10 protein-coding genes, 1 pseudogene and 1 riboswitch are annotated in these 14,161 nt (G+C 74.9%); of the genes and pseudogenes, 7 read left to right on the top strand and 4 right to left on the bottom strand.

Translation table 11 applies throughout. From position 1 onward, the window contains the following. Positions 1 to 351: 351 nt before the first annotated feature. Positions 352 to 1,638 (bottom strand): threonine synthase, encoded by a 1,287-nt coding sequence (gene thrC / locus TK50_RS17760; protein ID WP_043965173.1) that lies wholly within the window; start codon positions 1,636 to 1,638, stop codon positions 352 to 354. Positions 1,639 to 1,650: 12 nt separating this feature from the next. Beyond that, positions 1,651 to 1,782, bottom strand: a riboswitch (SAM riboswitch). Between the two features lie 186 nt (positions 1,783 to 1,968). Here thrC and TK50_RS17755 point away from each other — a divergent pair. After that, the gene (locus tag TK50_RS17755) at positions 1,969 to 2,460 is read left to right on the top strand and encodes an Rv0361 family membrane protein (protein ID WP_387161690.1); all 492 of its coding nucleotides are present in this window, start codon (positions 1,969 to 1,971) and stop codon (positions 2,458 to 2,460) included. 167 nt (positions 2,461 to 2,627) lie between these two features. On the opposite strand, the gene TK50_RS17750 is transcribed toward TK50_RS17755, so the two are convergent. The 3 genes from TK50_RS17750 to TK50_RS17740 all read right to left on the bottom strand — a co-directional run bounded on the left by TK50_RS17750 (position 2,628) and on the right by TK50_RS17740 (position 7,098). Further along, the gene (locus tag TK50_RS17750) at positions 2,628 to 3,077 is read right to left on the bottom strand and encodes a DoxX family protein (protein WP_043965169.1); all 450 of its coding nucleotides are present in this window, start codon (positions 3,075 to 3,077) and stop codon (positions 2,628 to 2,630) included. Positions 3,078 to 3,355: 278 nt separating this feature from the next. Next, on the bottom strand, positions 3,356 to 4,228 hold the full coding sequence (locus tag TK50_RS17745) for an ABC transporter permease subunit (RefSeq protein WP_043965166.1): 873 nt from the start codon (positions 4,226 to 4,228) through the stop codon (positions 3,356 to 3,358). Next, a complete protein-coding gene (locus TK50_RS17740) occupies positions 4,228 to 7,098 on the bottom strand; it encodes an alpha/beta fold hydrolase (RefSeq protein WP_043965164.1) in 2,871 nt (956 codons plus the stop codon). The genes TK50_RS17745 and TK50_RS17740 overlap by 1 nt, the downstream gene beginning before the upstream one ends. Positions 7,099 to 7,465: 367 nt before the next feature. On the opposite strand from TK50_RS17740, the gene TK50_RS17735 reads away from it, so the two are divergent. The 6 genes and pseudogenes from TK50_RS17735 (at position 7,466) to TK50_RS17710 (ending at position 14,089) form a co-directional block, all read left to right on the top strand. Continuing rightward, positions 7,466 to 8,698 (top strand): hypothetical protein, encoded by a 1,233-nt coding sequence (locus TK50_RS17735; RefSeq protein WP_043965163.1) that lies wholly within the window; start codon positions 7,466 to 7,468, stop codon positions 8,696 to 8,698. Beyond that, a complete protein-coding gene (locus tag TK50_RS17730) occupies positions 8,688 to 11,501 on the top strand; it encodes a sensor histidine kinase (RefSeq protein WP_043965161.1) in 2,814 nt (937 codons plus the stop codon). Before TK50_RS17735 ends, TK50_RS17730 begins: the two co-directional genes overlap by 11 nt. Continuing rightward, positions 11,498 to 11,962 (top strand): roadblock/LC7 domain-containing protein, encoded by a 465-nt coding sequence (locus tag TK50_RS17725; protein ID WP_043965159.1) that lies wholly within the window; start codon positions 11,498 to 11,500, stop codon positions 11,960 to 11,962. The genes TK50_RS17730 and TK50_RS17725 overlap by 4 nt, the downstream gene beginning before the upstream one ends. Positions 11,963 to 12,285: 323 nt before the next feature. After that, a pseudogene (locus TK50_RS32535) lies at positions 12,286 to 12,633 on the top strand (DUF742 domain-containing protein); the annotation flags it as partial. Then, positions 12,611 to 13,360, top strand: coding sequence for a GTP-binding protein (locus tag TK50_RS17715; protein ID WP_082106441.1), 750 nt, complete (start codon positions 12,611 to 12,613; stop codon positions 13,358 to 13,360). The pseudogene TK50_RS32535 and the gene TK50_RS17715, both read left to right, overlap by 23 nt. A 39-nt stretch (positions 13,361 to 13,399) precedes the next feature. Beyond that, positions 13,400 to 14,089: a hypothetical protein gene (locus TK50_RS17710; RefSeq protein WP_043965158.1), complete on the top strand. Its 690-nt coding sequence runs from the start codon at positions 13,400 to 13,402 to the stop codon at positions 14,087 to 14,089. The last annotated feature ends 72 nt before the right edge of the window (positions 14,090 to 14,161 follow it).

Here is a 14,161-nt window from a genome sequence, read left to right as displayed (position 1 = left end):
CCGGGGAAAGACGATCGGGCCAGCGAATTTTCCGCTGGCCCGATCGGACGTTGGTCGGGAGGGACGATCGCACAACGCCTCCGGCGTTGGGTCGTAAGAACTTAAAGTCTACGGCGAAACGCCCTCCCGCACGGAGCATCTTGCGCCGTCCGGTTCCTGCCGTCAAGTCCTCGGCGGCGGGTTTTTGCGTACGGAGGGCAAAACGTCGGTTACCCGACGGATCGGCGCCCTTCGTGAAGGCGCGCGATGTCGGCGACATGGGGGTGTCCCGGCGGGCGGATGCCCCCATGTCGCCGACCCGGAGTCGATCAAGCTCTCGACCCGGCACGGCGGCCCGGGCCGGACGGGGACTCAGCCGAGCAGGCCGGCGTCGCGGGCGGCGCGCAGCGAGGGCTTGATCCGGTGGGTCGGGCCGACCTGCGGGGCGACGGCGTCGATGGTCTTGAGCCCCTCGCCGGTGTTGAACACGACGGTCTCCGCCGTCGGGTCGAGCCGGCCGGACTCGACCAGCTTGCGCAGCACCGCCACGGTCACCCCGCCGGCGGTCTCGGCGAAGATCCCGGTGGTACGGGCCAGCAGCCGGATGCCCGCGCGGATCTCGTCGTCGTCGACGTACTCCATCCACCCGCCGGTGCGTCGCACGGCCTCCAGCGCGTAGAGGCCGGCGGCGGGGTCGCCGATGTTCAGCGACTTGGCGATGCCGGTCGGCTTGACCGGGGTGATGGTGTCGGTGTCGGCGTGCAGGGCCGCCGCGATCGGGTTGCAGCCGGCCGACTGCGCCCCGAACACCTTCCAGCCGCCGGCCGGGGCCTCGACGAGGCCGATCTCGACCAGCTCGCTGAACGCCTTGTCGATCTTGGTGAGCAGCTCGCCGCTCGCCATCGGGATGACCACCTGGGCCGGGATCCGCCAGCCGAGCTGCTCGGCCACCTCGTACCCGAGGGTCTTGGAGCCCTCCGCGTAGTAGGGCCGGACGTTGACGTTGACGAAGGCCGTGTCCTCGAACTCGTCGGTCTCCACCAGCTCGCCGCAGAGCCGGTTCACGTCGTCGTACGAGCCGTCGATGGCGACCAGCTCCCCGCCGTAGACGGCGGTGGTCACCACCTTGCCCGGCTCCAGGTCGCTGGGGATGAACACGATCGACGGGGCACCGGCGCGGGCCGCGTGGGCGGCGACCGAGTTGGCCAGGTTGCCGGTCGACGCGCAGGCGAACCGGGTGAAGCCGAGCGCCCGGGCGGCGGTGAGCGCCACCGACACCACCCGGTCCTTGAACGAGTGGGTGGGGTTGGCGCTGTCGTCCTTGACCCAGAGGGGGGCGGTGATGCCCAGCTCGGCGGCGAGGTTGCCGGCGGCGACCAGCGGGGTCAGCCCCGGGTCCACGGTCACCCGGGTGGCCGGGTCCTGGCCGGCGGGCAGGAGGGCGGCGTACCGCCAGAGGTTCTGCGGGCCGGCCTCGATCTGCTCGCGGGTGACCCGGGCCAGGGCCGCCGCGTCGTAGTCGACTTCGAGGGGGCCGAAACACTCGTAGCAGGCGTGCTGCGCGGCGAGCGGGTAGCGCGCCGAACAGGCGCGGCAGACCAGGGCGCGGGCGGGGCTGGCGGTGGTGTCGATGCCGGGCGCGGCGAGGGTCGACGTCATGTCGAGGAGGTCCTCTCATCTTTCCCCGCATCGCACCCTGCGGCGGGGACGGAATTGGCACCTGTCCGCGCGGCTCGTCATCGAACGCACGGGTGGTTGCCGGGGCTTCGTCGGGCCGTATCCCTCTGCCCCTCTGGATGAGGTATTCAGTTGTGCCGCCGAGTCTACGGCGGATCGCGGCGACCGCCACCCGAGCTTCCCAGCGTATGGGCCGGATCGGGGGTGCCGACTTGGTCACATCGTCGCTCTCCGCACTGTCGTCGCCACTCAAAGCGACAACTTCCGAGGCTTCCGGAAGGGCGGGTGGCCTGCGGTTTCTAGCCTGACGGCGTGACCTACCCCCCGTCGCCCGGCACGCCCGGGCCGCCCCAGAGTCCCGGCCTGTCCGGGCCGCCCCCGAAGCCCCACAAAACCGGCCGGACGACCCGGACCGTGATCATCGTGGCCGCCGTCGTGGCGCTGCTCTGCTGCGCCGGCGCGTTCACCGCCAGCGGCGTCTGGTTCTTCCGCACCGTGCAGGGCGCGACCGCGCCCGCCCGGGACGCCGCGACCGCCTACCTCGACGACGTGCGGGCCGGCGACCACCCGGCCGCGTACGCCCGGCTCTGCGACGAGCTGCGCAGCCAGGTGACCGAGGAGGAGTTCGCCCGGGCCCGGGCGGCCGAGCCGGCCCTGGGCAACTACCGGGTCACCGCCACCGAGGTGAGCAGCAGCACCGGCAGCCAGTCCCGGGCCGAGGTGACCGTCACCGCCGCCGGACGGGAGCAGGTCCTCATCCTGGTCGAGGAAGGCGGCGGCTGGCGGGTGTGCGGGGGGATCTGACCATTCCACCGGCCGGACCGGGGGCACGCTCTCGGAGGTGAGCCACTCGGCCACCCCGGACGAATTTCCGCCCGCCCCGCGGTGCCGCCTGGCGATTCTTGGACAGTTCCTGTCTGTCGTGAACGACAACTGTCCAAGGTCGGGGCGCCGCGGGGCGGGCGGTCGGGTCAGGCAGGCACCGAGCGCTTGCTCGGGGCGGGCGCCGCGACGGCCGGCTCCCGGCGGCGGCCCAGCAGGGTGTCGACGGCCCACGTCCCGGGGCCGAGCACCGCGATGAGCACGAACGACCAGCAGAACAGCGCGGACAGTTCGCCGCCGTTGCGCAGCGGCAGCAGCCCCTCCGGCTGGTGCACCACGAAGTACGCGTACGCCATCGAGCCCGAGGCGAGCAGCGCGGCGGGTCGGGTGAACAGCCCGGCCAGCACCAGCGCGCCGCAGACGGCCTGGATCAGGGCCGCGTACCAGCCTGGCCAGGTGCCGAGCGGAACCGCCTGACCGGTTCCTCGCGCACCGCCGAAGACACCGAACAGCGACGACAGGCCGTGGAACAGGAAGAGCAGGCCAATCACCATGCGGAACAGGGACAGGACGGGACCGCCAAGTCGGTCAATGTTCATACCACACCTCCAGTGACAGAAGTCAATGCAGCTAGAATGCGGTAAGAATTTGATAAGGTCGATACTTGTCCCTCTCCGTGGGAACGCTCCCACGGCATGTGAGACGCAGGGCGTCACCACCAGCACACCGGCTCGACGCGACCTCCACGCCAGGCAGGATCGGTCACGGAGGACGAGCGTCAGGCCCGATCGACCACGGACGCCTGATCGGTTACGGACGCTCGGCTGCCCGCCGGGTCCGATCGGTCACGACGGCGGGTAGCTGCCCCTCCCCGCCGTCAGCTCGTGACGTCCTTACGGGTGAAACGCCAGAAGGCCAGCGACCAGAACAGGGTGGCGTAGGCGATCGCGGAAATGCAGCCGCGCACCAGGTCGTCGGTCTGCACCGGCGTCGACAGCAGCCCCAGCCAGGCGTTGGCGTAGTGGGTGGGCAGGAACGCCCGGATCCCGCCGAGCGCCGTGATCTGGTCGAGAATGCTGGACAGGATCCACAGCAGCACCGCGCCGCCGACCGCGCCGAGCGCCGCGTCCGTGACGACCGAGAGCAGGAACGCGAGCCCGGCCACCGCCAGCAGGACGACCGCCAGGTAGCCGAGCACGGCCGCCAACCGCAGCAGCCCCTCCGCCGGGTCGAGCTGGGCGGAGACCTGGCTGCGCAGCGGCTCCCAGCCGTACCGGAGGGTGCCCGCGAGCAGGGCGGTGCCGGCGAGCAGCAGCAGGGCCAACCCCGAGTACGCGAGCGCCACCAGCAGCTTCACCGCCAGCAGCCGGGCCCGGGGCACCGGCACGGCCAGCAGGTAGCGCAGGCTGCCCCAGCTCGCCTCGCTGGCCACCGTGTCGCCACAGAACAGGGCCACCACCACGACCAGCAGGAACGACGCCGAGACCAGCAACGAGAACAGGGTGAAGTTGAGCCCACCCGAGGTGGCCAGGTCGGCGAGGCTGGAGAACTCGCCCCCGCCGCCGTCGTCGTCGTTGCCCGAGTCGAACTGGAACGCGACCAGCACGATCAGCGGCAGCAGCACCATGAACCCGAGCGCGAGCTGGGTGCGCCGCCGCGACGCCTGCCGGCGGAACTCCGCCGCGAACGGCAGGGTCGCCGACGGCCGGTAGCCGGTCGCCGCGCCCACCGTGGAAGACGACTGCGCCATCACCGGTCCCCGCTTCCCCGAGAGTTCTCGCCCACCAGGGCGAGGAACGCGTCCTCCAGGCGGCGGCGCGGCACCACCCGGTCCACCCCGATCCCGGCCCGGACCAGCTCGGCCACCACCTCGCTGCGGGCGGTGCCGTTGGTGTCCACCACCAGCTGGCCCTCGGCGTCGGGCAGCACGGTCACGCCGGCCAGCCGGCCCAGCACGTCGCGCGCCGCGTCGGGGTCGGTCACGTCGAACAGCACGCTCGGCGACTCGCCGACGATCTCCTCCACCGGGCCGGACGCGACGATCCGCCCCTTGTTGACCACCACCGCGTGGGTGCAGGTCTGTTCCACCTCGGCGAGCAGGTGGCTGGAGACCAGCACCGCCCGGCCGTCGGTGGCGTAGCGCTGGAGCACCCGACGCATCTCCGCGATCTGCGGCGGGTCCAGGCCGTCCGTCGGCTCGTCGAGCACCAGCAGCTCGGGCAGGCCGAGCATGGCCTGGGCGATGGCGAGGCGCTGCCGCATGCCGTGGCTGTACTTGCGGGTCTTCCGGTGCACCGAGTCGCCCAGGCCGGCGATCTCCAGCGCCTCGTCGAAGTGCGCGTCCGCCCACGGCCGGCCGGTGGCCCGCCAGTAGGCCTTCAGGTTCTCCAGGCCGGACAGGTGCGGCAGGAAGCCGGGGCCCTCGACCAGCGCGCCGATGCGCGACAGCACCGGCGAGCCCGGCACCAGCCGCCGGCCGAAGACGTAGATCTCGCCCGCGGTGGGCTGGGTCAGCCCCATCAGCACCCGCAGGGTGGTGGTCTTGCCCGCGCCGTTGGGCCCGAGCAGGCCGACGACCTGGCCGGGGTGCACCTCGAAGTCGACGTTCGACACGGCGACGAAGCCGTCGGCGTACTCCTTGCGGAGCTGGCGCACGGCCAGCGGCGTGTCCGCGTACTCGGGATGCACCGAGCTGTCCTGGCGGCGGTGCCGGCGGCGGGCGACCAGGACGACCGCGACGAGCCCGACCGCGATGGCGGCCAGCAGCCCGGCCAGCACCCAGCGCCAGACGACGGCCGTGGTGGGGATCGGCTCGCCGGCCACGGTCGGCAGCACCAGCGGGCCGTCGCCGGCCGCCACGGTGTAGACCGCCGGCTCGGCCGGCGTCGTGTACGCCTGGTCGGACGTGGCGACCACGACCCGCAGCCGGTGCCCGGCCTCGACCCGGCGGACGATCGCCGGCAGGGTGACCGTGACCGGCTTCGCGGCCCCCATCTCGGCCGGCAGGCCAGTGAGCCGGACCGGGGCGACCAGCCCGTTGGGCAGCGTCGCCGCGCCCTGCGGGTCGACGTCGTAGAGCTTGACGAACAGCACCGCCTCGCCGGTCGCCGACGCGGCCCGCAGCGTGACCGTCGGCGACCCGGCCACGTCCACCGCCTCGGTCAGCGGGGCCGACTCGAACCGGGCGTGCTGGCCGGGCACGTCGCCGGCCACCCCGCCGAGCAGCGAGCCGAGCGCACCGGCGAACGGGACGGAGGAGATGGCCGCCGGGTTGCCGTTGGGCGGGTTGGCGACCGGCTGGGCCGGGCCGGTCACCGCGACCTCGCGGCGCGCGTCGCCGGCCAGCCCCGGGTAGTCGGTGGTGCGGAAGCCGGTGGCGACCAGGCCACGGTCGAGGGCGTCGAAACCGGCGATCCGCGAGTACGTGAAGTCGTCGCCGGGGGCCGCCCCCTCGCCCTTGACGTAGTGGTCGAGCCACTGCACGGTCAGGTACTTCACCCGGTCGGAGTCGTTGCGCGGCCCGTCGCCGCCGTCGTGGCCGCCGGTGAACCAGGCCACCCGGACCGGGGTGCCGGCGGCGGCGATGCCACGCGCGTTGGCGTCGGCCTCGGCGAGCGGGAAGAGGGTGTCGGCCTCGCCCTGCACCAGCAGGGTGGGCGCCTTGATCCGGTCGAGCACGCCGGCCGGGCTGGACCGCCGGAGCAGGTCCACGGCCGCCTGGTCGCCCCGCCCGGTGGTGGCGATCCGCAGGTACGCGGCGCAGACGTCGGCGGCGAACCGGCCGCAGGACGGGTCGGCGGCCCCGGCCGGCGCGCGCCCCGAACCGGTGCCCGGCCCCGCGCCCGGTGCCGGGCTCGGCGGCCCCGCCGAGGCCGGGTTGCCCTCGGGCTGGGCGGCGGAGGTGCCGGAGAGTCCGGCCGGGCCGGAGCCGGCGTTGCCGCCGCCGCCGAAGAACAGCCCCGCCCAGCCCTTCTTGAACACGCCGGAGGTGGCGGGCCCGCCGGTGCTCTCCGGCAGGAACGCGCGGGACAGGTCGTTCCAGGTGATCATGGGGACGATCGCGTCGACCCGCTGGTCCTGGGCCGCCAGCAGCAGGGCCAGGCCGCCGCCGTACGAGCCGCCGACCACCCCCACCCGGGGGTCGCCGGCGGCGTCGGTGCGCACCTCGGGCCGGGCGGCCAGCCAGTCCAGCAGCCGCTGCGCGTCCCGCACCTCGTAGTCGGGGCTGTCCAGGTGGATCTGGCCGCCGCTGCGGCCGAAGCCGCGCGCGGTCCAGGCGAGCACCGCGTAGCCCTGGCCGGCCAGCTCCTCGGCGTCGGAGCGGACCGACTCCTTGGTGCCGCCGAAGCCGTGCGCGAGCAGCACCGCCGGCACCCGGCGGTCCGCCGAGGCGCCGTCGGGCAGGTAGAAGGTGGTGTCCAGGTCGACCGGCTCGTCGCCGGCCGGCCCGGAACGCACGGTGATCATCGCGGGCTCGGCGCGGAAGCCGGCCTCGCCGGGCCGGGCCGCCCAGAGCACGGCGGCGGCCAGCAGCACGACCGCCACCGAACCGGCGACGATCCGGCGGGGGCGGGTGGCCAGGGCCCGTCGGACCGGTGCGGCCGACAACGGCGATCTCATGCGGCAACGGTACGGTGCGGATCCTGAGCGTTCCCTGAGATCCTCCGTACGTCCGTCCGGCCCGGCCGATCGGCGACCCGTTTTGATCGTTTGCGCAGCGTCCGCCGCATCCCAGCGGGATGAATTCGGATCATGTGAATTCCGATGTTCGACCGAAATCGCACCCGATCAGGCCATCTCCTCCGGGCAGTCGCCACCGAGGGTGTCGCATCGGTCGACACCAGGTGACATCGCTCGTAGTGACGCAAAACTGACCGGCCGGCGGCTCTGCGTGCCCGTGCCGGTCCGCTAGTTTTCCGGTCCGGTGAACGGGACTGCTCGGCAGGCCCGGCACCTGCCCGTATCCGCCGTCGCCGGAGGAGAACCCATGACCGTCCCCGCGCAGCGGGGCCCCCGACGGCCCAACCGCACCGGCCGCGTCCTGCCGCTGGTGCTCGTGGTGGCGCTCCTCGCCCCGGTGGCGTTCCTCTTCGTCCAGCAGCGCCGCCACAGCGGCGAGGAACGCGACCTCATCGTCCGCGAGCGGCTCGGCGTGGAGTACCTGCGCGTCCTCGGCCCCCTCACCCTCGCCCTGGTCGACGCGCAGTCCGCCGCCGTCGCCGGCCGGACCGTGTCCCGGGAGTCGCTCGGCCGGGCCGTCGAGGACGTCGCCGCCGCCGACTCCCGCCTCGGCGACGAGCTGCGCACCCACGAGCGGTGGACCGGGCTGCGGGCCAAGCTGGAGGCCCTGCCCGAGAAGGGGCTGACCGACCCGCAGGCGACCTTCGCCGCGTACGGCGAGGCCACCGACCTGCTGCTGGCCCTGCACCGCAAGGTACGCGAGGCCTCGGGGCTGGTCCGGGACCGGCAGGCCGACTCGTTCTACCTCCAGGACGCGATCAGCGACGAGCTGCCCGAATCGCTCGTGGCGACCGGCCGGCTCGGCGACCTGGCCGCCGTCGCCGCCGAACTCCCCGACACCCAGCGCATCGCCATGGTGTCCCAGCTCGGCGCCCTGTGGACGAGCGCCATCAGCCCGGCCAACGACCTGATCACCAACCTGCGCGCGGCCGTGGACAGCACGGACAGCACCAAGCTCGGCGCGAACGTGCTCGCCCCGCTGGACACCTACCAGCGCTCCATCGAGCGGCTCGGCGCGCTCGCCGCCCCGACCTCGTCGGCCCGGCTGCAGGACGAGGCGGCGACCGCCCGCGCGCTCACCAACCTCATCGCCGCCCGCACCGCCGCGCAGGAGGCCGCCAGGCAGCTCCAGCCCGTCATCCTCGACGAGTTGGACGCGCTGCTGACCGACCGGATCGACCAGCTCGACCGGGACCGCCGGCTCGCCGCCGGGGCAACCGTCCTGGCCGTCCTGCTGCTCGCCGCGCTCGGCGCGCTGCTGATCACCGCCCGCCGCGACCGACCGACCGGGCGGGACCGCCGACCGGCCGGCGGCGACACCGGCCCGCCGGCCGACGACGCCGGCTGGGACGCCCCGGCCGACCCCCGGGGGGCCGCCCCGGCCGGCACGCTCGCCCCGGTCGAGCCCCGGATGCTCCAGCCGGCCGGGCAGGGCCGCCCCGCCAGCGCCGAGCGGTGGGGGCCCTTCGATGCTCGCTAGGCTCCGCATCCGGGGCAAGCTCGCCCTGCTGGTGATCGTCCCGCTGCTCAGCATGGTCGGGCTCGCCGTGCCGATCGTCCTCGACCGGGTCGCCACCGCCGGGCGGGCGGCGGACACCGCCGAGGCCGTCCGGGTGGCCAGCCGGGTCGGCAGCCTGGTCCAGGACCTCCAGCAGGAGCGACTGCTCTCCGTCGGTCTGCTGCTCGGCCGGGCGTCCCGCACCGAGGTGATCCAGAAGTCGGCCACCGTGGACGACCGGGTCGCCGACATCCGCGCCGAGCTGGGCGGCCAGCTCACCGACCGGGTCAGGCTCGCCCTCGACCAGGTACGGGGGCTCGCCGACGTGCGCGCCGCCGTGCTCGCCGGCCGGGCCACCCCGGCCCGGGTCATGGAAGCCTTCGGCCCGCTCGCCGTGGAGCTGATCGACTCGCTGCGGCTGACCTGGAAGGTGGACACCACCACTCCCGTCGGTCAGCAGGTGCTGGCCCTGGACGGGCTGCTGCGCGCCGACGAGAGCCTGGGCGCGTGCGCCACGCTGATCGTCCTGGTCAGGGCGACCAGCGACCCGAAGACCGTCGCCAGCTACATCGCCTGCATGGCCGCGCTGAGCGTGGACACCGACCGGTTCCGCAGCCTGGTCACCCCCGAGCAGTTGGAGCTGGCCCTGCTGGACGACGCGGCGGTGGCCGCCCGGACCAGCCCGACGTTCATCGTCGACAGCGAGAAGGACCCTGTCGCCGCCATCGCCACGGTTCCCCTGGACACGCTCTTCCCCTCCGTCCAGTCGATGATCACCCTCGGCCAGTTCGTGGAGAAGAAGATCGCCGCGGACGTCACCACGCAGGTGCGCGCGGAGGAACGGCGGGCGCTCGTCGCCGCCTGGGTGGTCGGCGTCACGGCGGCCCTGGTCATGCTCCTCGTGGTGCTGCTCAGCATGGCGGTGGCCCGGTTGGTCGCCCGCCCGCTGACCCGCCTCACCCGCTCCGCCGAACGGGTCGCCCGGGCCGCCGAGGCGGAGCTGGTGCGGGTCGCCGACGACGAGAGCGAGAACGTCCCGCCGATCCGCCTCGACCCGGTCGACGTCCGGGGCCGCGACGAGATCGGTGACCTGGCCCGCGCGTTCGAGCGTGTGCAGCACACCGCCGCCCGGCTGGTGGAGCGGCAGGTCGCCGGCCGGCGCAACGTGGCGCAGATGTTCGGGCACGTCGGGCGTCGTACGCAGAACCTGGTGGGCCGGCAGATCGCGCTGATCGACCGGCTGGAGCAGCAGGAGACCGACCCCGGGCGGCTGGAGCACCTCTACCGGCTGGACCACGTCTCCAGCCGGCTGCGCCGCAACGCGGGCAGCCTCGTGGTGCTCTCCGGCTCGACCGGCGCCGACGGGCACGTGGCCCCGGTGCCGCTGACCGACGTGGTCCGGCTCGCGCTCGGCGAGATCGAGGACTACACCCGGGTCGACGTGCAGGTCCCGGCCGGGGTGTCGGCGGCGCCGTCCACCGTGGGTGACCTGGTGCTGGCGCTGGCCGAGCTGATGGAGAACGCCACCGTCTTCTCCCCGCCGCACACCCGCGTGGTGGTGACGGCCGAGCCGACCGGGCACGGCATGCGGTTGTCCGTGGTGGACCACGGCATCGGAATGACCGAGGAACGACTGGCCGAGGAGAACGCCCGGCTCACCCGCCGGGAGCGGCTCGACCTCGCCCCGACCGAGGTGCTCGGCCTCTTCGTGGTGGGCCGACTCGCCCGCCGGCACGGGTGGACGGTGGACCTCGCCCCGACCACCGGCGGCGGGGTCACCGCCCGGCTGGAGGTCCCGTCGGCGCTGCTGGTCGTGCCGCCCGCCGGCCAGGCCGGGGCCCCGGCGACCGGGCCGGCCGCGCCGGACCGGCCGGGCGCGTCCGGCCGCCCGCAGCCGACCGGTTCCGGCCGGCCGCTGGCCGTCGCCGCCACCCCCCACCCCGGGCCGGCCGGCAAGCCGGTGGACGGGACCGTGGCGCTCGGCGTGGCCCTCGGCGTGGACCGCGAGCTGCTCAGCCGCGCCACCCGGTCGATGGAGTCGGGCGACTCCTGGAACGCCTTCGGGGCGGTCGCGGAGCCGCCGGCCGCCACGAACGGGCGCGCAGGCGCCCCCACCCTGGACGCCCCGCCGACCGTCGGCGGCACCCCGGTCGAGCCCGGCGCCGCCGCTCCCCCGGCGGCCCCCGGCACCGTCCGGTCGTCCCGTGCCGCCGGTCCGGTCGGCGGGGCCGGCGGCACACCGGTCCTGCCGGCCCGGTCCCGGGGCACCTCCTTCCCGACCGGGCTGCGGCCCGGATCCGCCCCGCAGCCCGGCGGGACGGCGCGGGGCGCGTCCGGCATCCGCCAGCGGGTGCCCGGCGCGAGCCTGCCCCACACCAGCCCGGTCGTCGGCCCGGTGGACGCCACCACCGCCGACCCGGCCGCCGCCCGCGCGCTGGTCGAGGAGTTCGAAGCGGGGGTACGCCGGGCCGAACTGCACCCCCCGGCGGCGCCCCCGACGACGGCTCGCCCGACGGTCGCTCCCCCGGTGCCGACCCGCCCGACGGCCGCTCCCCCGGCTGCTGCGGGCCCGGCGGCGGCTCCCCTGCTCACCGACCCTCCCCGGCTCACCCGTCGGGTCCCCGGTGCCAACCTGGCCGTCCCGCCACCCAGGCCCGCTCCCCCGTCCGACCCCGGCGACCCGGGAGAGGTGCGCGACCTGATCAACCAGTTCGAGGCGGGCGTCGCCCGCGCGCTGCGTGAAGCCCGTCCTGACCGCCGCTACGAAGAGGGATCAACACGGTGACCAGCCCGTACCTGCACGAGAACGTCGAGCACCAGCACCCCACCGACCTCAGCCCCGAGGCCCGCACGTTCAACTGGCTGCTGGACTCGTTCACGTCCAGCACCGCCGGCGTGATGGAGGCGATCGCGGTCTCCTCCGACGGGCTGCTGATGGCCATGTCGGCGATCAAGGACCGGTCCAACGCCGAGCGCCTCGCCGCCGTGGTCTCCGGCATGACGAGCCTCGCCGGCGGCGCGGCGAGCTGGTACGCCCTCGGCGGCCTGAACCGGGTCATCGTCGACATGGCCGACGGCTACCTGCTGATCAGCTCGATCAGCGCCGGATCGGTGCTCGGGGTGGTGGCCGACCGGTCGGCGAACCTCGGCACCGTGGCGTACGAGATGACCCTCTTCGCCGGACGGGCCGGCAGCGCCCTCACCCCACGACTGATCGCCGAGCTGAAGAACGCCGTCCAGCAGTGAGCCCGGAGGTCGCCGGCACCGGGCCGGATCCGGAACCCGTCGTCCGGATCCGGCCCTACCTGCGGGCGCAGTCCCCGGTCGACGGCGGGCCGGGCGAGTCGGCGGGCCTGCCGGGCGGCCCCGGGTACCCCGGCGGCCCGGGCGGCGCTTCCGGGTTCCCCGACGGCGCTACCGGCTTCCCGGGCGGCGCTCCCGGCTTTCCCGGTGGCGGCCCCGGCTACCCGGGGGGCGCCCTCGGCTTCCCGGGCGGCCCTGGCGACGGACCGCCCGGCAGCCCGGCGCACGACCTTCCCGGCCGGCTGGACGCCCCCGACCCGCACCTGCCGGCCGGGCCACGCCCGTTCGTGCTCACCTCCGGCAGGGTGGCCGGGGTGGACCCGGCGATCAGCCTGGAGACCCAGGTGACCGCCCGGCCCGGTCCCGGCCTCCGGGGCGCGGGGCCGGTATCCCGGCTCGCCCCCGAGCTCCAGGCGATCATCGCGCTCTGCGGAGAACCGATCTCCGTGGCGGAGATCTCGGCCCGGACCCGGCTGCACTTCGGCGTCACCCGGATCCTGGTCGGTGACCTCCGGGCCGCCGGCCACCTCGACGTGCACGTCAGCACCGCCAACGACGCCCTTGACCCCGACATCATCCTGCGAGTGATTGATGGACTCCGTGCGATCTCCTGAATGGCCGCCGGCCCCGCTGAGCGGGCTCTCCGCCAACAGCGCCGCCGCCCGCTACGGCACCCCGGCGGGTGCCACGCCGGCCACCGGGCGCGCCACCCCGCCGACCACCCCGGCACCGCCCGCCGGGCTGCGGCACGGCACGCCGAACGCCGGCCCGGGCCGGTCCGCGCCCCCGATCCCGGTCAAGATCCTGGTCGCGGGCGGCTTCGGCGTGGGCAAGACCACCACGGTCGGGGCCATCTCGGAGATCGCGCCGCTGACCACCGAGGCGGAGATGACCAGCGCCGGGATCGGCATCGACGACCCCGGCGCGCGGTCGGGCAAGACCACCACCACGGTGGCGATGGACTTCGGCTGCGTGACGATCGACCGCAGCCTCAAGCTCTACCTCTTCGGCACGCCGGGCCAGAACCGCTTCGGCTTCATGTGGGACGACCTGGCCCGGGGGGCGCTCGGCGCGCTGGTGGTGGTGGACAGCTCGCGGCTGGACGACTGCTATCCGGCGATCGACTTCTTCGAGCGGGCCGGGCTGCCGTTCGTCGTCGGGGTGAACGCCTTCGACGGCCGGCTGGCCGTGGACCTCCCCTCGATCCGGTGGGCCCTGGCCATCTCCGACCAGGTCCCCCTGGTGCAGTTCGACGCCCGGGACCGGCTCTCGGTGCGGGACGCCCTGCTGGTCGTCCTGGACCGGGCGCTGGACCGGGCCACCCGGGACAGGAGGGACTGAACCGGCCCGGTTCGGTCCACACGCGGAAGGGGTGGCGACATGAGAGGTGATCTCGACGAGACACTGGCCCGGCTCGCCCGGCGTGAGGAGGCGCTCCGCCGCCGGGGCGCCGACCCGGGCGACGAGCCCGGCCGGGAGCCGGCGACTCCGACCGTCCCGGCGCAGGCCACGGCCCACCCGGTCGGCTGGGGCGAGCCGGCCGCACGGGCCGAGGCGCGACAGGATCCCACCCCGGCCGTACGGGTCGACGCCGGACCGGGATCCGACGCGGGGACGGGAGACGCCGCCGCCCCGGCCGCCCGCCCCCGGCCGGCGGGCGACGTCGGCCAGGACCCGGCGGACGCCCTGCCCCGCCGGCCGGGCGGCGTACCGGCCCTGCCCGCCGCGCCGGCCCTCGCCCACCCCGCCGGCCCCGCCGGGCGGGACCCGGTCGACGAGGTGGCCGAGGCGGTCGCCCGGGTGGTGGCGGCGCACCCCGGCATGACGGTCGCGCTGCGCGTGGAGCACGACGGGCAGGCGTACCCGCTGCGGGTCGGCTGGTCGAACGGGCGGCTGACCGTCGGCGCGGAGGCCGCGACCGTACCGCCTCCGGTGTGGCCGCTGACGGTGAAGGCCGTGCCGGCGTGGCCGTCCGACGCCGACCGGCTGAAGGTGGACCCGGCGGCCCGGCTGGCGGAGCTGATCCGGCGCGACCCCTCGCTGCTCGACAGCACCGACCCCACGCGCTGACGCGGGGTGAGAGGGGACCCCTCTCTACCGTAGGCGTTAACAGGGGGCCCTGCCTTGCGGCTAACCTCGGGC

It is taken from the genome of Micromonospora haikouensis (assembly GCF_000876225.1).
GTDB classification, from domain to species: Bacteria; Actinomycetota; Actinomycetes; order Mycobacteriales; family Micromonosporaceae; genus Micromonospora; species Micromonospora haikouensis.
The sequence above is the reverse complement of the archived record's forward strand: the minus strand, read 5'-3'. Positions and strand labels throughout refer to the sequence as shown.